The following is a 16,542-nucleotide window of genomic DNA, read 5'->3' on the forward strand; positions in this document are numbered from 1 at the left end:
TAAAAACTCACCTTACAGCGCGCCATCCTCCACCGGCGCCGGCGTCAGCGGCGTCATCATGTGGCCCAGCTTGGCTGCCTTGGTGTTCAGGTAGTGCTGGTTGAAGGCGTTGCGGTTGACCAGCAGCGGAACGCGCTCGGCCACCTCGATGCCCAGTTTGGTCATGGCATCGATCTTACGCGGATTATTGGTCATCAGGCGTAAGCTTTTGACACCGAACTGCGCCAGCATCGGTTGCACCAGGCCATAGGTGCGCTGGTCCGGCTTGAAGCCCAGCTGCTCGTTGGCCTGCACCGTGTCGGCGCCGGCTTCCTGCAGGCGGTAGGCGCGGATCTTGTTAATCAGGCCGATGCCGCGGCCTTCCTGGCGCAGATACAGCAGCACGCCGCGGCCTTCGGCGGCGATCTTCTTCAGCGCGCCTTCCAGCTGGGCGCCGCAGTCGCAGCGCTGCGAGAACAGCACGTCGCCGGTCAGGCACTCGGAATGCACGCGCGCCAGCACCGGCTCGCCGTTGCCGATGTCGCCCAGCACCATCGCCAGGTGTTCCTTGCCGGTTGCCTTTTCGACAAAGGCGTGCAGCGTGAACTGGGCCCAAGGGGTCGGCAGGGCGCAGGAGGTCATGTAATCCAGTTCGTCTGTTGCCGGGGTTGCTGCGCTCTGCGACATAGCTATGCTCTTCAATTAATTGATATTCAAGGTAAAAAAGGCGCGCCGGGCTGTTCGAACAGACCCGGCGCGCCCTTCATGATACCAAAACTGGCGGAAAGTTTTTTTAGGCCGGCCTCTAGCTTAAGCGGGCAGGTCGAACACCAGTACTTCGGCCGCTTTGGCGTCCTGCAGTGTCACCTGCGTTTCGCCGGTGATTTTCAGCGCATCGCCGCCTTTGAGCGCGGTGCCGTTGACCGTCACCTCGCCACGGATCACGTGGACATAGGACTGGCGCCCTTGGGCCAGCTCATGCTTCAGGCTGTCGCCGGCCGTCATGATGGTGGCGTAGATCGCCGCATCCTGGTGGATCAGCACCGAGCCTTCGCGGCCGTCGTTGGAGGCGATCAGGCGCAGCTGGCCCAGCTTGCTCTCCGGCGTGAAGTGCTTTTCCTCGTAGCTCGGCGGAATGCCGGTCTGGTTGGGCTGGATCCAGATTTGCAGGAAATGCACCTGTTCGTTCGGCGAATGGTTAAACTCGCTGTGACGCACGCCGTTGCCTGCGCTCATGCGCTGGACGTCGCCGTAATGCAGCACCGAACCGGTGCCCATGCTGTCCTTGTGTTCCAGCGCGCCGCTGAGCACGTAGGAAATGATTTCCATGTCGCGGTGGCCGTGGGTGCCGAAACCCTGGCCGCCGAGCACCTGGTCTTCGTTGATGACCAGCAGCGGGCCGAAACCGGTGTGCTTCGGATCGTGATAGCTGCCGAACGAGAAGGTGTGGCGCGATTGCAGCCAGCCGTGGTTGGCGACGCCGCGTTCTTCACTTTTACGAATTTGCAACATGGTAGGGCTCCGTTTCTTGTAAGTTAATGTGCGATAATTTTGAAAGCTGTTTTCTTATCGCTGCATCCATGAATCACAGTATAAGCGGGTGCTACGGAATAAAAAAACGGAAAATTTACCGCTTTACTATCGAAAAAATCGAATGCTCAGACTCAGCCTCGAAGCCCTGCAAATCGTCGACGCCATCGACCGCCGTGGATCGTTCTCCGCCGCCGGCAAGGAGCTGCACCGCGTGCCCTCGACCATTTCCTACACCGTCGGCAAGCTGGAGGACGACCTCGGCGTGCAGGTGTTCGAGCGCAACGGCCCGCGCGTGGTGCTGACGGCGGCCGGCGTCGAGCTGCTGAAGGAGGGGCGTTACCTGCTGAAAGCCGCGCAAGACCTGGAGCACCGCGTGCGCCGGGTGGCCTCCGGCTGGGAGACCGAGCTGGCGGTCGGCATGGATTCGATGTTCTCGGCCTGCATGTTCCACGACGATATCAAGGCCTTCTACCAGGTCGCCCAGCAGACCCGGCTGCGCATCGTGCAGGAAGCCCTGTCCGGCGCCTGGGAAGCGCTGCTGGACCGCCGCGCAGACCTGCTGGTGGGCGTGGCGGGCGACGGCCCGGCCGGTGGCGGCTACGTCTCCCTGCCGATCGGCAAGATCGGTTTCGTGTTCGCAGTGGCGCCGTCGCATCCGCTGGCGGCGGTGGAAGGCCGGCTGGACCGCGTGCAATTGCAGCAACACCGCGCCGTCAGCGTGGCCGATTCGGCACGCCAGATGGCGCCGCGCACCGTCGGCCTGTTGCTGGGCCAGGACACGCTGACCGTGCCCGACATGGCCACCAAGTTCCAGTATCAGCTGGCCGGCATGGGGTTCGGCTTCCTGCCGGAGCCGTGCGCGCGCGCCGCCATCGCCGCCGGCCTGCTGGTGGAGAAGCAGGTGGAGGAGCCCAAACCGGCCGAAACCTTCTACCTGGCCTGGCGCAGCGGCGAGCACGGCGCCGCGCTGCAGTGGTGGCTGGACCGCATGAAACAGCCGGGACTGTTCGAGCGCCTGGTCGGACATTTGCCGCACCGCTTGATATTGCCCGTCTCGGCAGCATAATGTTGGCCGACGCCAATAATTTCGGAGTACCATAGCGGGATCACCGACCGCTTTCGCTGGACACGCTCAATGACTGCTACGACTGCCATGCCGCCTGTGTTTTTGCATCCTTTGGCCGACCGCAACGGCGTGCCATCGGCGTTGCTGCTCGATGCCAGTGGCTTGCAGGTCGATATGGTGCCCGCCAGCGTGTTGCAGGAGCTGGCTTCCGGCAGCATGAGCTGCTACTACCGCCTCCGCCTTGGCGTTGGCCAGGCCGACGCCAAGGCGGAGGCCGTCCATCAATTGCTGAACGAGGCCGGCTGGAAGGCGCTGCCCGCCAATAAAGTCCACCACTGCGACAGCGTGCTCGGCGCCGACCTGCCCACCGGTGTGTCGTGGATCGAGGGCGACTGGTTCCTGGCGCCGCCGCCCAAGCCGGTCGGCAGCCAGGCCGCCTCGCGCGCGCTGGCGCTGAAGCTGGTGCAACTGGTCTCGGCCGACGCCGACACCCACGAAATCGAAGCGCTGCTGCGCCAGGACCCGACGCTGTCCTATCACCTGCTGCGGCTGGTGAACTCGCTGGGCATGGGCACCGGCCGCCGCGTCACCAGCTTTTCGCAAGCCATTTTGATCCTGGGCCGCTCGCAGCTGCGCCGCTGGCTCAACCTGATGCTGTTCTCGTCGCGCGAGGCCGACCAGCGCTCGGCCATGCTGCTGGCGCGCGTGTCGGTGCGGGCGCGGGCGATGGAGCTGCTGTCCAAGGCCGCCGGCTATGACAAGCCGCACCAGGAGCAGGCCTTCATGGCCGGCATGTTCTCGCTGCTGGGCGTGTTGTTCGGCATGCCGCTGGCCGAGGTGCTGAAACCGCTGACCATCAGCGAAGCCGTGCAACTGGCGCTGCTGTCGCGCGAAGGCGAGCTGGGCCAGCTGCTCAGCGTGGTCGAAGCCGCCGAACACGACGATGTCGCGGCGCTGACGCAAGGCTTGCAGGCGCTACAGATCGACAACGCCGGCTTCAATCAGATCCTGGCCGACGCCTACTTGTGGATGCAGGGCGTATCGGCGGGCAAGGCGGGTACTCCCCATGCATGACGCGATCGAGCGTTGCCTCGCGCTGAGCCGGCAGGCGCGCAGCGAATCGGGCGAGGCGCTGGCGGCGACGCTGGCCCAGCTCGATGCCGCGCTGGCCGAAGCCGGCGTCGGCGCGTCCGCCAAGGCGGCGGCCCCGGCGGATGCGGAACTGGAACTGGACCTGGCCGGCTACCTGACCGGCTGGAACGCCGGCGCCCAGCAGATGTTCGGCTACACCGCCGCGGAAGCCATGGGCCAGCACGTGCTGTTCCTGTACGCCGAGGGCGATGACGACGGCAACATCGCCGAGCTGTTCTTCGAGACCGACGGCAACCCGGCCGGCGGCGCACACACCGAGGTGCGCCGGCGCAAGAAGAATGGCGAGCTGATCTGGGTGAACCTGCACATCCTGCTGCGCCACGATGACGGCGGCGATCCGGTCGGCATGCTGATCAAGCTCACCAAGGTCAACGAAGCCTTGTCGGAGGAGGACAAGCTCAACCTGCACGCCCGCATCATCGAGGACAGCGACCAGGGCGTGCTGATCACCGACGCCCACGAGCGCATCGTCTCGATCAATTCCTCGTTCACCCGCATCACCGGCTACACGCCGGAAGAATCGATCGGCAAGACGCCCGACCTGTTGCGCTCCGGCGTGCACGACGCCGAGTTCCGCGCCAAGGTGCGCTCGGCCATGCAGGGCCAGGGCCCGTGGCGCGGCGAGATCATCGGCAAGCGCAAGAACGGCGAGCTGTTCCCGCAATCGGTGACCATCAGCGTGGTGCGCGACGAGCAGGGCAAGATCAGCCACACCTTCTCGCTGTTCTCCGACATCAGCGTGCACAAGGACGCCGAGGCGCGCATGCAGCGCATGGCCAACTACGACACGCTGACCGGCCTGCCCAACCTGTGCCTGCTGAACCAGCTGGTCGGCCAGGCGCTGACCGAGACCAAGCGCTCGCAGGAACACGGCGCGCTGCTGGTGATCGAGATCACCCGCATCGGCGCCATCAGCGACACGCTGGGCCACGATATCGGCAACGGCCTGCTGTGCGAAATCGGCCGCCTGTTCCGGCTGTCGCTGCGCGAGGCCGACGTGCTGGCGCGGCTGGACGGCCACAAGTTCGCGGTCGCGCTGCTGCACATCGAAAAGCGTGAACACGCGGCCATCGTCGCGCAAAAGCTGCTGGCCGCGCTGGTCGCGCCCATCGTCATTGGCGGCCATAGCCTGCAGGTCGGCGCCCACATCGGCATCACCGTCTACACCGAGGACGGCACCGAAGTCTCGACCCTGATCCGCTATGCCGACGTGGCGATGAGCAAGGCCGCGCAGAATATCGAATCGGCCTTCCTGTTCTACAGCGAGGAGATGAACCAGCGCGCCAAGGAGCACCTGCGCATCGAGAGCGAGCTGCGCCAGGCGCTCAGCAACAACGAGCTGATGCTGTACTACCAGCCCAAGGTGAGCTTGCGCAGCGGCCGCATCGTCGGCGCCGAGGCGCTGCTGCGCTGGCGCCATCCGGTGCGCGGGCTGGTGTCGCCGGGCGTGTTCATCCCGGTGGCGGAAGAGACCGGCCTGATCCTCGACCTCGGCACCTGGGTGCTGGAAGAAGCCTGCCGCCAGGTGCGCGAGTGGAAGGACGCCAACCTGATCATGCCGCCGATCGCCGTCAACCTGTCTGCGCGGCAGTTCGACAACCAGCTGCCCAAGCGCATCGCGGCGGTGCTGGAGCGGCACGGCGTGCAGCCCGACCAGATCAACCTGGAAATCACCGAGAGCCTGCTGGTGCGCGGCACCGACAATGTGATCGCCATCATGAACGAGCTGGTGGCGATGGGCATGGCGCTGGCGTTGGACGACTTCGGCACCGGCTATTCCAGCCTGGCCTACCTGAAGAAATTCCCGATCAGCACCCTGAAGATCGACCGCTCCTTCGTCATCGGCCTGCCGTACGAAGAAAACGATTGCGCCATCGCGCGCGCCATCGTCACCATGGCGCAGCAACTGCGCCAGGAGATCGTGGCCGAAGGGGTGGAGACGGCCGAGCAGATGAGCTTCCTGCGCGAGCTGGGCTGCGACCAGCTGCAAGGCTATCTGTTCAGCCAGCCGATCCCGGCGGCCGACTTCGCCGGCATGCTGCGCGAAGGCAAACGCCTGGCTTTCGGCGGCCGCTGAAGTGCGCCCTGATTGGCCTCCTGAAAAATCCCGCGATTGGCATCCCGCCGGCGGGCCGTCCCCGTGCACAATAAAACCATGATAGATCTCTACTACGCCGCCACCCCCAACGGCTTAAAAATGACCATGTATCTGGAAGAGGCCGGTCTCGACTACCGGCTGATCCGCGTGAACATCGGCAAGGGGGAACAGTTTGCGCCGGAGTACCTGCGCATTTCGCCGAACAACAAGATCCCGGCGCTGGTGGATCACGCGCCGGCCGACGGCGGTCCGCCGCTGAGCATGTTCGAGTCCGGCGCCATGCTGCAATACCTGGCCGACAAGAGCGGCTTCGGCCTGCCGCGCGATCCGCGCGCGCGGCTGGAGGCGCTGCAATGGCTGACCTGGCAGGTGGCCGGGCTGGGGCCGATGGCGGGGCAGATCGGCCACTTCAACATCTACGCGCCGGAGACCGTGCCTTACGCCATCGACCGCTACACGCGCGAGACCAGCCGCCTGTACGGCGTGCTGGACAAGCAGCTGCGAGGCCGCGACTTCATCGCCGGCGAATTCTCGATCGCCGACATCGCCTGCTATCCGTGGATCGTGCCGCACGAGGGACACGGGCAGACGCTGGCCGATTTTCCCGACCTGCAACGCTGGTTCGAAGCGATGCGCGCGCGGCCGGCCACCGTCAAGGCCTACGTCGGCGTGGAGAATGTCTACGCCCGCAAGGAGCGCAGCATGTCGGCCGAAGAGCGCGCCATTTTGTTCGGGCAGGGCACAAAAGCTTAGTAATTTCTGATTGTTGTAATTTGAGCACCGCCCGGGCGGTTGCAGATGCTACGCTGGTCGACGCCGAAAACCGGCGACAACTCGATCAGGAGGTGCATGTGCAACGCATGAAACTGACTTTGTTCTGCATCGCCGCCCTGGTGGCGGCCGCCAGCCAGGCCGCACCGGCGGCCATGCAGTCCGCCACCAAGCTCACCTTTGGCGACGCGAAAACCTTGTTCGTGGCGGACTGGAAGGGCGCGCGCATCTACGCTCTGCCGGTGGCCGCGCCGGCCAAGGCCGCCGGTAAGCCGTTCAACCTGATGGATGTGCAGGCCCCCATCGCCAGGCTGCTCGGCGTGGCGCCGGCGGCCTTGCGCTTCGAAGACCTGGCGGTGCAGCCCGACAGCGAGATCGCCTACGTCGCGCTGACGGTGCGCGGCGCCAAGGGCAAGACCTCGCCCGCCATCGTGCGCATCGACGCCGCCGGCAAGCTGAGTCGCATCGACCTGGGCAAGGTAGCCAGCTCGGCCGCGATCACCGATGCGCCGGCGGCCGACCTGGCCTTCTGGCGCGACCTGCCGGCGCAGACGCTGACCGTCACCGACATGCGCTTCCACCAAAACAAGCTGTACGTGGCCGGCCTGTCGAACCGCAGCTTCGCTTCGACCTTGCGGGTGTACGACTATCCGTTCAGCGGCAAGGCCCAGGCCACCACCATCGAGATGTACCACCCGGTGCATAACGAGGTCGAGACGCGGGCGCCGATCCGCAGCATGGCGGTGATGACCATCGCCGGCGAACCGACGCTGGTGGCCGCCTACACCTGCACGCCGCTGGTGACGATAGCGCTCAAGGACCTGAAGGACGGCGCCCACATCGTTGCCAAGACGGTGGGCGAGATGGGTTGGGGCAGCGCGCCGAACGGACTGGTCACGTTCAAACAGGGCGAGGCGGAATTCGCGCTGCTGGTCAACTCCAGCCGCTCGGCCGATTTGCTGAGCGCCGCCGACCTCAGCGCCGGCGCGGCGGCGCCCGGGCTGACCACGCCTATCGACTGGCCGTCCAAGCCCTACCTGGGCGTCAAGGCCACGATGACGCCGTTGTCGGCGGTGCTGCGCATCGATAACCTCAATCCGCAATTGCTGCTGGCGCTGCGGCGCGACGATGCCGGCGGCAATATGCAGCTGGTGTCGATTCCCAAGGGCGCCTATCTGCGGCTGAGCGACTTCGTCAACGAATATGATTTCCCCGACTACAAATATCCGGAAGGGGACAAGTTCCGCGAATTCCACAAATATGCACGCGGGCTGGAGGGCTATCCTGAATTGGCGCGTTAGCTGCGGGCAGCTGGCGCTGCTGGCCTTGAGTCCCTTGCTGGCGCTGGCCGGCCCGAGGGTGACGCCGTCGGGGCCGGAAGTGCCGGAAAATCTGCTGCGCATCGAACTGCATCTCGACACGCCCTTGGCCGCGCCGCTGGACCTGCGCCATGTGACCTTGTCCGATGGCGACGGCACACCCATCGCCGGCGCCTTTCTCGACCTGCCGCTGGCCGATGCGGACGGCCTGGGCGTGGCGCTGCTGCTGCATCCAGGGCGCATCAAGACCGGCGTCGGACCGAATCTTGCGCTGGGACCGGCGCTGCGGCCGGGGCAGACGGTGGTGTTGCGGATAGACGACCCCCAACTGGGCCGGGTGGTGGAAAAACGCTGGCGCGTGGGACCGCCTTTGCGCCAACGCATCGACCCGCAAGGCTGGACGGTGCATGCTGTCAAACGGGGCAGCCGGCAGCCGCTGCGGGTGGACTTTCCTGATGCCGTCGATGGCGATGCGGCACCGCTGTTGGCGCTGCAAGGACCGGATGGCCGGCGCCTGGCGGGCGCCGTGCAGTTGCTGGCGGGCGAGCGCGAGTGGCGCTTCACGCCGGCGCTCGCTTGGCGGCCCGGCACTCATCTGCTGCGCGTGCATCCGAGGCTGGAAGACCCGCAGGGCAACCGCCTGTGTTCGGCGTTCGAGCAAGCCGGACAAAGCGCTCAGCCGTGCGACGACGAAGGACGACGCGAGTTTATAATCGATTAACATCATTTGGTCACGCCGCGACCGCGGCACTTTTGGGAGACAGCTATGCAAAAACGTACTTTCCTGGTTCGTACCACGGTGGCGCTGGCGTTTGCTGGCCTGGGCCTCGGCATCAGCGGTTGCACCACCACCACCTCGGCTGGCAAGGCAGATTCGGCCTCCGTGCGCACCGAGATCGAGCAGGGTTCCTACTCGACGCTGGAGCGCCTGTATTCGGAAGTGAAGGGTTCGCGCGAGCTGGTGCGTAAATCGGCCGGCGTGCTGGTGTTCCCGCGCGTGCTGGCGGCGGGCCTGGTGGTGGGCGGCGAATACGGCAAGGGCGTGCTGCGCACCGGCGGCCAGTCGGTCGACTACTACAGCGTGGCATCGGTGTCGGTCGGCTTCCAGGCTGGCGCGCAGTCGAAGGCCGTGGTGCTGCTGTTCATGACCAGGGAAGCGCTGGATAAATTCCGCGCCAGCAAAGGCTGGACGGCCGGCGTCGATGGCTCGGTGGCCTTGCTGAAAGTGGGCGCCAACGGCGAGATCGATACCAACACCGCCAACAATCCGGTGCAGGCGCTGGTGCTGACCAACGCCGGCCTGATGGCCAACCTCAACCTCGAAGGCACCAAGATCTCCAAGCTGGAGCTCTGATCCTTCACGCCGGCGCGGAAAAGGCTATGCCGCCGCGCCGGTTGCGGCTACTCTTACGCTCATCAATCATTCATGAGGAATACCGATGAGCCGTAACATCCTGGACGAAGCCCACATCCACCCAGCCGTGCGCGAGCGCGTCGGCGGCTATCACCGCGACCTGGTGGCCGAAGTGCAGGCCGCCGTGGCCGCCAATGCCGTGGTGGTGGTCGGCATGGGCTTGAATCCTTTCCCGCGCAAGGCCCGCAAAATCCTCGACGGCCTGGGCACTCCCTACCAGTACCTGAGCTATGGCAGCTACCTGTCCGAATGGCGACCGCGTACGGCGCTGAAGATGTGGACCGGCTGGCCGAGCTTCCCGATGATCTTCGTGAAAGGCACGCTGATCGGCGGCGCCGACGATCTGCAAAAGCTGGTCGAGCAGGGCGAATTCGCGCGCATGGTGGCCTGATGCAAACGCTGGCGTTGCGTCTCGATCCCGGCGACGATCTGCGCGCGGCGGTGGTGGCGGCGCTGGTCGCCAGCGGCCATCAGGCGGGCTTCGTGTTGCAGGGCATCGGCAGCCTGAACGTGGCGCAGTTGCGCTACGCCGGCGTGCCGCAGCCGGACGAACTGCGCGGCGACCTGGAGATCCTGACCCTGGCCGGATCGATTTCGGCCGACGGCGCGCATCTGCATATGTCGGTGTCGGATGCGCAGGGGCGGGTGCTGGGCGGCCATGTGTGCGCGGGCTGCACCGTGCGCACCACGGCGGAACTGCTGCTGGCGCTGCTGCCCGGCCAACGCTTCACGCGCGAGCTCGATCCGCGCACCGGCTATCCGGAATTGAAGATAGGCTAGTCGGGATCGGCTTCGGAGAGCTTGTCGGTCAGTTCCTTGAGCGGCGCCGGCGCGGCGTCCAGGTGGTAGCGGATGCAGTGCGCCTGCTGGCCCTGGTCCACCTTGAGGTCGTACAGAAAATCCGACGAGCAGGGCGCCGGCTTGAGCAGCTGGTCCGGCAGCGCGAAAAAATCGCTGGCCGTCAGCAAGTGTTCCAGCTCATGCGCCTGATGCGGCGGCAGCAGCGACAGGTCGACGGTGCGCGTTTGCGCGCCGGCCGGGCCGGTAAATCCTCCGGTGCATCGCAACGATAATCGTGTCATATCACTCTCCTAAACGACGCCGACTCCTGTCCACGCCGCCTGCACCGCATGCTGCTCGGCTGAATCGGCGCCATACAGCAGCACGGCCGCCTGCGCGGTGGCCTTGGCCATGTCGGCAAAGGTGGCATTCGATGTCAACAGGCCGAGCGCCTTGTACCAGACCGGTCCGGCCTTGTCCCACGAGTTGCCCTTGAGCGCCATGGCCGCCGCGTGAAAAGCATGGTTGGGTATGCCCGAATTGAAGTGCACATCGCCGCCTTCCACATATCCTGCCATGGTTTTCGGTTGATCGTCGCCCGACCAGGTTAATTCCTTGTTGCCGGGATCTGCCATCGAGCGCAGCGCCTTGCCGACGCCGGGCGCAAGGATGCCGGCGCCGATCAGCCAGTCGGCCTGGTCGACGCTCTGCTTGAGCTTCCATTGTTTGACGATACTGCCGAACACGTCCGAGATCGATTCGTTCAGCGCGCCGCTCTGGTTTTCGTAGACCAGGCCGCCGGGCACGGCATGTTGGGTCACGCCGTGGGTCAGTTCGTGCGCGATGACGTCGAGCGCGCCGGTGAAGCCGAGGAACAGCTTGCCGTCGCCGTCGCCGTAGACCATTTGCTGGCCGTTCCAGAAGGCGTTGTTGAACTTGCTCAGGTAGTGGACGGTGGAATCGATGCGCAAGCCCTTGTTGTCGATGGAGTTGCGCTTGAGGACTTCGCGATAGAAATCGTAGGTGGCGCCGGCGCCGTCGTAGGCCTGGTTGACGGAGGCATCGGCCACCGCCAGGCCGCCTTCGCTGCGCGCCAGCTTGCCGGGCAGGGTGGATTTGTGGTGGGCGTCGAAGATCGTACGGCGTTTCTCGCCGACCGAGGCGATGCCGGCCACGACCGGCGTGATCGAGCGCTGGCCCCGCAGGTAGGCCGAGGTTTCGCACTGGTCCAGCAGCAGGCTACGGTCCGCCGGCGAGGCGGCGGCATCTGCCAGTTTGCGCAGCATATTGGACGGGATGATGAAGCAAGTGCAGCTGTGCGGCTCGGTCGCCATGACGTTCTCCTTCGGAGTTGCAATAGTGCCTTCTTTATACACTTGTTTGCAGGGGCGGGACGGTACGATTGCCCGTGCAAAATGAGGCGCGCCCGTCTTCTTGTTGTGGAAATGATATTCTTGGGGCAGTATGGGTATGTGGGCAAATAAATGAAAACCGACGTATGCACAGGGGGAATTTTAGATGATACGGCCCGAACGGCTAACTGCTCAATTGGATGGGGATTTCGTGGTCTTCCTGATTGGCATGCGCATCAATAAGCTATGGAAAATTCACAAGTGGTTTCCGGTGATGAGTGCGATGCCTCGGATGTTGCGCGAACTCGCGAGCACGTCCGACTCGGGTCTGCTCTCCTACGAAATGTGGTTCGGTCGCACGATCATCCTGGTTCAATACTGGCGCTCGGCTGAGCAGTTGCTTTCCTACGCGACGAACAAAGACGCTGAACATCTTCCGGCATGGAAGAAATTTAACCAATCCGTGGGAACCTCCGGCGATGTCGGTATCTGGCACGAGACATATAAAATCTCGCCAGGTTCATCCGAGAATGTTTATGTCAACATGCCGCCTTTCGGACTGGGTAAAGCCGGGACCTTATATCCCGCATCCGGCAAGAGGTTCAGCGCCAGAGACCGCTTTCGAGGCGAGGAGCAGACTTAGCCGTGGTGAATGAAATCAAAACAGCGGGCGCATTGAACGTAGCGACCTGGTTCAAATCGCCCAGATCCAGCATCATCTCGTTTGTGTTGGTTCTATTGATCGGAAACACTCCGGTACAGGCCGAGACCTGGCAACCGTCGTCGGGACAGGTGCAGGTGCCGATCTGGCCTGGCGCGGTACCTGATGCGATATCCGCTCCGAAGGCGGAGTCTGTTGCTCCCGGCGCCGGACACGGAGGATGGATCCAGGCTCGCGATGTCAACCAACCGACCATGACGGTGTACGCGCCCAAGGGCCAGAGCACCGGGGCGGCGGTGGTGGTATTTCCCGGCGGCGGATTCAAGGTGCTGGCCATGGATTTGGAGGGCACGGAAATCTGCGACTGGCTGACATCGCGCGGCATCACCTGCGTGCTGCTCAAGTACCGCGTCCCCAACGGTAACCATTACTGGGACGAGAAATGCCATTGCCACGTGACGCCCAAGGTTCCGCGCGCGCTGCAGGACGCGCAGAGGACGATCAAGCTGGTTCGGTCCAGGGCTGAGGAGCTGCACATCAATCCCGGCAAAATCGGCGTGATCGGCTTCTCGGCAGGCGGCTATCTGGTGGCGCAGACCAGCAACATTTTGGCGCCGATTTACAAGCCGGTCGATGAGATTGACAAGGTCAGCAGCCATCCCGACTTTGCCATTGCGCTGTATCCGGGCCACCTGTGCCGCGCCGGCGGCAAGTTCGATTCCGGCATCCGCGTCACCGGGCAGGCGCCGCCGACGTTCCTGTTGCAAGCCTGGGATGATCCCGTCGATCCGATCTGCAACAGCACGCTCTATGCGCAGAAGCTAGACCAGGCGGGCGTATCGACTGAGGTCCATCTGTTCGCCAAGGGCGGGCACGCCTTCGGCCTCAGGGATAAAGACCATCCGGTGTCGTCGTGGCCGTCGCTGGTGGAAAACTGGCTCAAGGATATCGGCATCCTGTAAGGGCAGCTCAGCGCGACCGGGCCTGGCGCAGCGGATCGAGCAGGCTGCGCAGGTCGTTGTGGTCGAGCTCGTACATCAGCGCGATCAGGCCGCCCAGTTCGCCGGAGGGAAAGCCCTCGCGCGCGAACCAGCCCAGGTAGTGGCCGGGCAGGTCGGCGATGACGCGGCCTTTGTATTTACCGTAGGGCATTTCACGCGTCAGCAGCAGGGCAAGTTTTTCAGAATTCATGCTATTTTAACTATCTTAACTCTGACCGAAGAGGACTGTCATGTCATTCAAAGCCGTTTTGTTGGTGTGCGCCCTGGCCGCGCCGATGGTGGCGCAAGCCGATCCACAGCCTATCCCGGCCGCCAAGCGCGCCTACATCGGCGACTGGAAGGGCAAGGACATGGAGCTTAACATCGAAGCCGGCGGCAAGCTGCATTACAAGCGCAACCAGCCGGGCAAGAACCTCGATCTCAATGTCGATATCCTGGAGTTCAATGGCGATAACTTCGACGTTGGCGTCGGCATCCTCCGCAGCACCTTCGTCGTCACCCAGCCGCCACATCTGCAAGACAAAAAGATGAAGATGACCGTCGACGGCGTGGAACTGACCAAGGTGGAATGATTATTGTTGCCTGAGGATCAAAAATCTTTGCTATTTTCGAGTCTTTTTCTCATCAAAGAAAGTCCCGATACTGCATGACATCAACTTTTCAGGAGTGAATGTCATGCCTATTGCCTTGCTGGCGCTGACCATCAGCGCTTTTGCCATCGGGACCACCGAATTTGTCATCGTCGGCCTGTTGCCGACCATCGCCGCCGATCTGGGCGTGAACCTGCCGTCGGCCGGCCTGCTGGTCAGCCTGTATGCGCTGGGCGTGGCCGTCGGCGCGCCGGTGCTGACCGCGCTGACCGGCAAGGTGCCGCGCAAGGCGTTGCTGGTGTCGCTGATGGTGTTGTTCACCCTCGGCAATCTGCTGGCGTGGAAAGCGCCCGGCTACGAATCGCTGGTGATCGCCCGCATCCTGACCGGCCTGGCGCATGGCGTGTTCTTCTCGATCGGCTCGACCATCGCCACCTCGCTGGTGCCGAAGGAAAAGGCCGCCAGTGCGATCGCCATCATGTTCACCGGCCTGACCGTGGCGCTGGTGACCGGCGTGCCGCTGGGCACCTTCATCGGCCAGCACTTCGGCTGGCGCGAGACTTTCCTGGCCGTGTCCGCGCTGGGCGTGCTGGCCTTCGTCGGCAGCCTGCTGTTCGTGCCGTCGACCATCAAGCACAGCAAGCCGGCCTCGCTGCTGCAACAGGTGAAGGTACTGGGTGAGCCGCGCCTGCTGCTGGTGTATGCGATCACCGCGCTGGGCTATGGCGGTTCCTTCACCGCCTTCACCTACCTCGCGCCGATCCTGCAGGACGTCACCGGTTTCAGCGCCAATACCGTGGGCCTGGTGATGCTGGTGTACGGCGTCTCCGTCGCTGTGGGCAATATCTGGGGCGGCAAGCTGGCCGATAAGCGCGGCCCGATCGGCGCGCTGAAGATCATCTTCCTCGGCCTGGCCGCCGTGCTGTTCGTGCTGAGCGTTGCCGCGCCGTACAAATGGCTGGTGCTGGCGACCGTGCTGGCGTGGGGCGCCGTGGCCTTCGGTAATGTCGCTGGCTTGCAAGTGTATGTGGTGCAGCAGGCCGAGCACTTCACGCCGCGCGCCGTCGACGTGGCTTCCGGCTTGAACATCGCCGCCTTCAACGTCGGCATCGCCGGCGGCGCCTGGGGCGGAGGCCTGATCGTCGATCACTTCGGCCTGGTGCATACCGGATGGGTCGGCGGCCTGGTGGTGCTGGGCGCGTTGGGACTGACCGTGCTGAGCGGCCGCCTGGACCGCCTGAATCCGCGTCCCGCCAGCGTCGGCGGCGAGAAATCGCTGCATGCGGTAGCCCACTAAAAAAGGGGACCGGCCGCGCAGCCAGCGCAGCCGGTGTATATTGGCGGCGAATTGAATCATTGGATCGCCCCTCATGTCTGCTGTTTCCCTGTTCTGTCTGGTCTTCGCCTATTTCGCCTTGCTGCTGGCCGTGGCCTGGCGCACCTCCCGCAACGCCACCAACGACAGCTTCTTCATCGGTAACAAGCGCAGCAACTGGATGCTGGTCGCGTTCGGCATGGTCGGCACCACGCTGAGCGGGGTCACCTTCATCAGCGTGCCCGGCGCCGTCGGCCGCGACGGCTTCGGCTACCTGCAAGTGATACTCGGCTATGTGCTCGGCTACATCGCCGTCGCTTACATTCTGCTGCCGCTGTACTACCGCCTCAAGCTGACCTCGATCTACAGCTATCTCGACCAGCGGCTGGGTCATCGCTCCTACCAGAGCGGCGCAGCGTTCTTCATCCTGTCGCGCACCCTGAGCGCGTCGGCGCGGCTGTACCTGGTGGTCAACATCCTGCAGGCGACCATCCTCGACAGCCTGGGTGTACCGTTCTGGCTGACCACGCTGGTGATCCTGACCATGATCCTGCTGTACACCTACGAAGGCGGCGTCAGGACCATCGTCTGGACCGACACGCTGCAAACCGCCGGCATGCTGCTGGGCCTGGTGATCTGCGCCGGCTGGCTGCTGGGCCAACTGGACCTGAGCCTGCCCGCCAGCCTGGCGGCGATGGAAGCGCGCGGGCTGACCCACGTTGTCACCACCTCGGTCGACAGCCCCGCGTATTTCTGGAAGCAGTTGCTGGCCGGCTTCTTCATCGTGCTGGCGATGACCGGCATGGACCAAGAGATCATGCAGAAAAACATCTCCGTCCAGACGCTGCGCGATTCGCAAAAGAACATGCTGCTGCTGACCGTGATCCTGACCGGCGTGCTGCTGCTGTTCATGTTCCTCGGCGGCCTGCTGAGCCTGTACGCGCCCACGGTGGGCCTGGCGGCGACCGGCGACAAGCTGTTCCCGGCCGTGGTGATGCAGCACATGCCGGCCGCCGTGCAGCTGATCTTCTTCATCGGCCTGGTCTCCGCGCTGTTCCCCAGCGCGGACGGCGCCATGACCGCGCTGACCTCGAGCTTCTGCATCGACATCCTCGGCATGCAGCGCCGCGCCGACCTGCCGGAAGCGGCCAAGGTGGGCCTGCGCCACCGCATCCACCTGGGCTTCGGCGCGCTGTTCCTGCTGCTGGTGCTGCTGTTCAAATGGCTGGACAACGCCAGCATGATCGGCCTTGTACTGAAGCTGACCGGCTATACCTATGGCCCATTGCTAGGCCTGTTCGCCTTCGGCATCCTGACCCGCCGCAGCGTGCGCGACCGCTGGGTACCGCTGGTGGCGCTGGCCGGGCCGACCCTGTGCTATGTTATTGATTACAATCAACAATTGCTGTTTGGCAGCTATCGTCTGGGCCTGGAGCTGCTTATCATGAACGGATTGCTGGTGTTCACCGGGTTGCTGCTGATATCCAAACCGAGACAGTAACGATGGCATG

Annotated in this window: 19 protein-coding genes; 14 read left to right on the top strand and 5 right to left on the bottom strand. The window is 64.1% G+C overall.

Features of this window, described 5'->3' with window-relative positions; genetic code table 11:
* Nucleotides 1-12 precede the first annotated feature (12 nt).
* Nucleotides 13-666, bottom strand: coding sequence for a GTP cyclohydrolase II (ribA, locus tag D0T21_RS01315; protein WP_116988059.1), 654 nt, complete (start codon nt 664-666; stop codon nt 13-15).
* Between the two features lie 123 nt (nt 667-789).
* Nucleotides 790-1,491 (bottom strand): pirin family protein, encoded by a 702-nt coding sequence (locus D0T21_RS01320; protein WP_116988060.1) that lies wholly within the window; start codon nt 1,489-1,491, stop codon nt 790-792.
* 142 nt (nt 1,492-1,633) lie between these two features.
* Between D0T21_RS01320 and D0T21_RS01325 the strand changes: the two genes are divergently transcribed.
* The 9 genes from D0T21_RS01325 to D0T21_RS01365 all read left to right on the top strand — a co-directional run bounded on the left by D0T21_RS01325 (nt 1,634) and on the right by D0T21_RS01365 (nt 10,112).
* On the top strand, nt 1,634-2,578 hold the full coding sequence (locus tag D0T21_RS01325; protein WP_116988061.1) for a LysR substrate-binding domain-containing protein: 945 nt from the start codon (nt 1,634-1,636) through the stop codon (nt 2,576-2,578).
* 69 nt (nt 2,579-2,647) lie between these two features.
* Nucleotides 2,648-3,652: an EAL and HDOD domain-containing protein gene (locus D0T21_RS01330; RefSeq protein WP_116988062.1), complete on the top strand. Its 1,005-nt coding sequence runs from the start codon at nt 2,648-2,650 to the stop codon at nt 3,650-3,652.
* Complete coding sequence (locus D0T21_RS01335; RefSeq protein ID WP_116988063.1) at nt 3,645-5,807, top strand: bifunctional diguanylate cyclase/phosphodiesterase; 2,163 nt, start codon at nt 3,645-3,647, stop codon at nt 5,805-5,807. The genes D0T21_RS01330 and D0T21_RS01335 overlap by 8 nt, the downstream gene beginning before the upstream one ends.
* A gap of 78 nt (nt 5,808-5,885) precedes the next feature.
* Complete coding sequence (locus D0T21_RS01340) at nt 5,886-6,581, top strand: glutathione S-transferase N-terminal domain-containing protein (RefSeq protein WP_116988064.1); 696 nt, start codon at nt 5,886-5,888, stop codon at nt 6,579-6,581.
* A 107-nt stretch (nt 6,582-6,688) separates the two neighbouring features.
* Entirely contained in the window at nt 6,689-7,900 is a 1,212-nt protein-coding gene (locus tag D0T21_RS01345) for a hypothetical protein (protein ID WP_229211289.1), read from the top strand.
* Nucleotides 7,860-8,639 carry a hypothetical protein gene (locus tag D0T21_RS01350; RefSeq protein WP_147328014.1) on the top strand — a complete coding sequence of 260 codons (780 nt, stop codon included), beginning with the start codon at nt 7,860-7,862 and terminating at the stop codon, nt 8,637-8,639. The genes D0T21_RS01345 and D0T21_RS01350 overlap by 41 nt, the downstream gene beginning before the upstream one ends.
* Before the next feature lie 45 nt (nt 8,640-8,684).
* Nucleotides 8,685-9,272 carry a YSC84-related protein gene (locus tag D0T21_RS01355; protein WP_116988066.1) on the top strand — a complete coding sequence of 196 codons (588 nt, stop codon included), beginning with the start codon at nt 8,685-8,687 and terminating at the stop codon, nt 9,270-9,272.
* 85 nt (nt 9,273-9,357) lie between these two features.
* Nucleotides 9,358-9,723, top strand: coding sequence for a glutaredoxin (locus D0T21_RS01360; RefSeq protein WP_116988067.1), 366 nt, complete (start codon nt 9,358-9,360; stop codon nt 9,721-9,723).
* Nucleotides 9,723-10,112: a PPC domain-containing DNA-binding protein gene (locus D0T21_RS01365; protein WP_116988068.1), complete on the top strand. Its 390-nt coding sequence runs from the start codon at nt 9,723-9,725 to the stop codon at nt 10,110-10,112. Before D0T21_RS01360 ends, D0T21_RS01365 begins: the two co-directional genes overlap by 1 nt.
* On the opposite strand, the gene D0T21_RS01370 is transcribed toward D0T21_RS01365, so the two are convergent.
* Entirely contained in the window at nt 10,109-10,414 is a 306-nt protein-coding gene (locus D0T21_RS01370) for a protealysin inhibitor emfourin (protein ID WP_199538380.1), read from the bottom strand. The genes D0T21_RS01365 and D0T21_RS01370 overlap by 4 nt on opposite strands.
* Nucleotides 10,415-10,423: 9 nt before the next feature.
* Nucleotides 10,424-11,446: a M4 family metallopeptidase gene (locus D0T21_RS01375; protein ID WP_116988070.1), complete on the bottom strand. Its 1,023-nt coding sequence runs from the start codon at nt 11,444-11,446 to the stop codon at nt 10,424-10,426.
* 184 nt (nt 11,447-11,630) lie between these two features.
* Between D0T21_RS01375 and D0T21_RS01380 the strand changes: the two genes are divergently transcribed.
* Nucleotides 11,631-12,107: a DUF4188 domain-containing protein gene (locus tag D0T21_RS01380; RefSeq protein ID WP_116988071.1), complete on the top strand. Its 477-nt coding sequence runs from the start codon at nt 11,631-11,633 to the stop codon at nt 12,105-12,107.
* Nucleotides 12,108-12,112: 5 nt separating this feature from the next.
* Nucleotides 12,113-13,087 (top strand): alpha/beta hydrolase, encoded by a 975-nt coding sequence (locus D0T21_RS01385; protein WP_229211290.1) that lies wholly within the window; start codon nt 12,113-12,115, stop codon nt 13,085-13,087.
* A 7-nt stretch (nt 13,088-13,094) separates the two neighbouring features.
* Here D0T21_RS01385 and D0T21_RS01390 read toward each other — a convergent pair whose 3' ends face one another.
* Nucleotides 13,095-13,316: a DUF3820 family protein gene (locus D0T21_RS01390; RefSeq protein ID WP_116988072.1), complete on the bottom strand. Its 222-nt coding sequence runs from the start codon at nt 13,314-13,316 to the stop codon at nt 13,095-13,097.
* Between the two features lie 40 nt (nt 13,317-13,356).
* Here D0T21_RS01390 and D0T21_RS01395 point away from each other — a divergent pair, with 40 nt between their 5' ends.
* The 3 genes from D0T21_RS01395 (at nt 13,357) to D0T21_RS01405 (ending at nt 16,532) form a co-directional block, all read left to right on the top strand.
* On the top strand, nt 13,357-13,698 hold the full coding sequence (locus tag D0T21_RS01395) for a hypothetical protein (protein ID WP_116988073.1): 342 nt from the start codon (nt 13,357-13,359) through the stop codon (nt 13,696-13,698).
* 103 nt (nt 13,699-13,801) lie between these two features.
* Nucleotides 13,802-15,013, top strand: a complete 1,212-nt coding sequence (locus D0T21_RS01400; protein WP_116988074.1) for an MFS transporter — start codon at nt 13,802-13,804, stop codon at nt 15,011-15,013.
* 73 nt (nt 15,014-15,086) lie between these two features.
* Nucleotides 15,087-16,532, top strand: coding sequence for a sodium:solute symporter (locus tag D0T21_RS01405; RefSeq protein ID WP_116988075.1), 1,446 nt, complete (start codon nt 15,087-15,089; stop codon nt 16,530-16,532).
* The last annotated feature ends 10 nt before the right edge of the window (nt 16,533-16,542 follow it).

It is taken from the genome of Duganella sp. BJB476, from assembly GCF_003416895.1.
Lineage (GTDB): Bacteria > Pseudomonadota > Gammaproteobacteria > Burkholderiales > Burkholderiaceae_D > Rugamonas.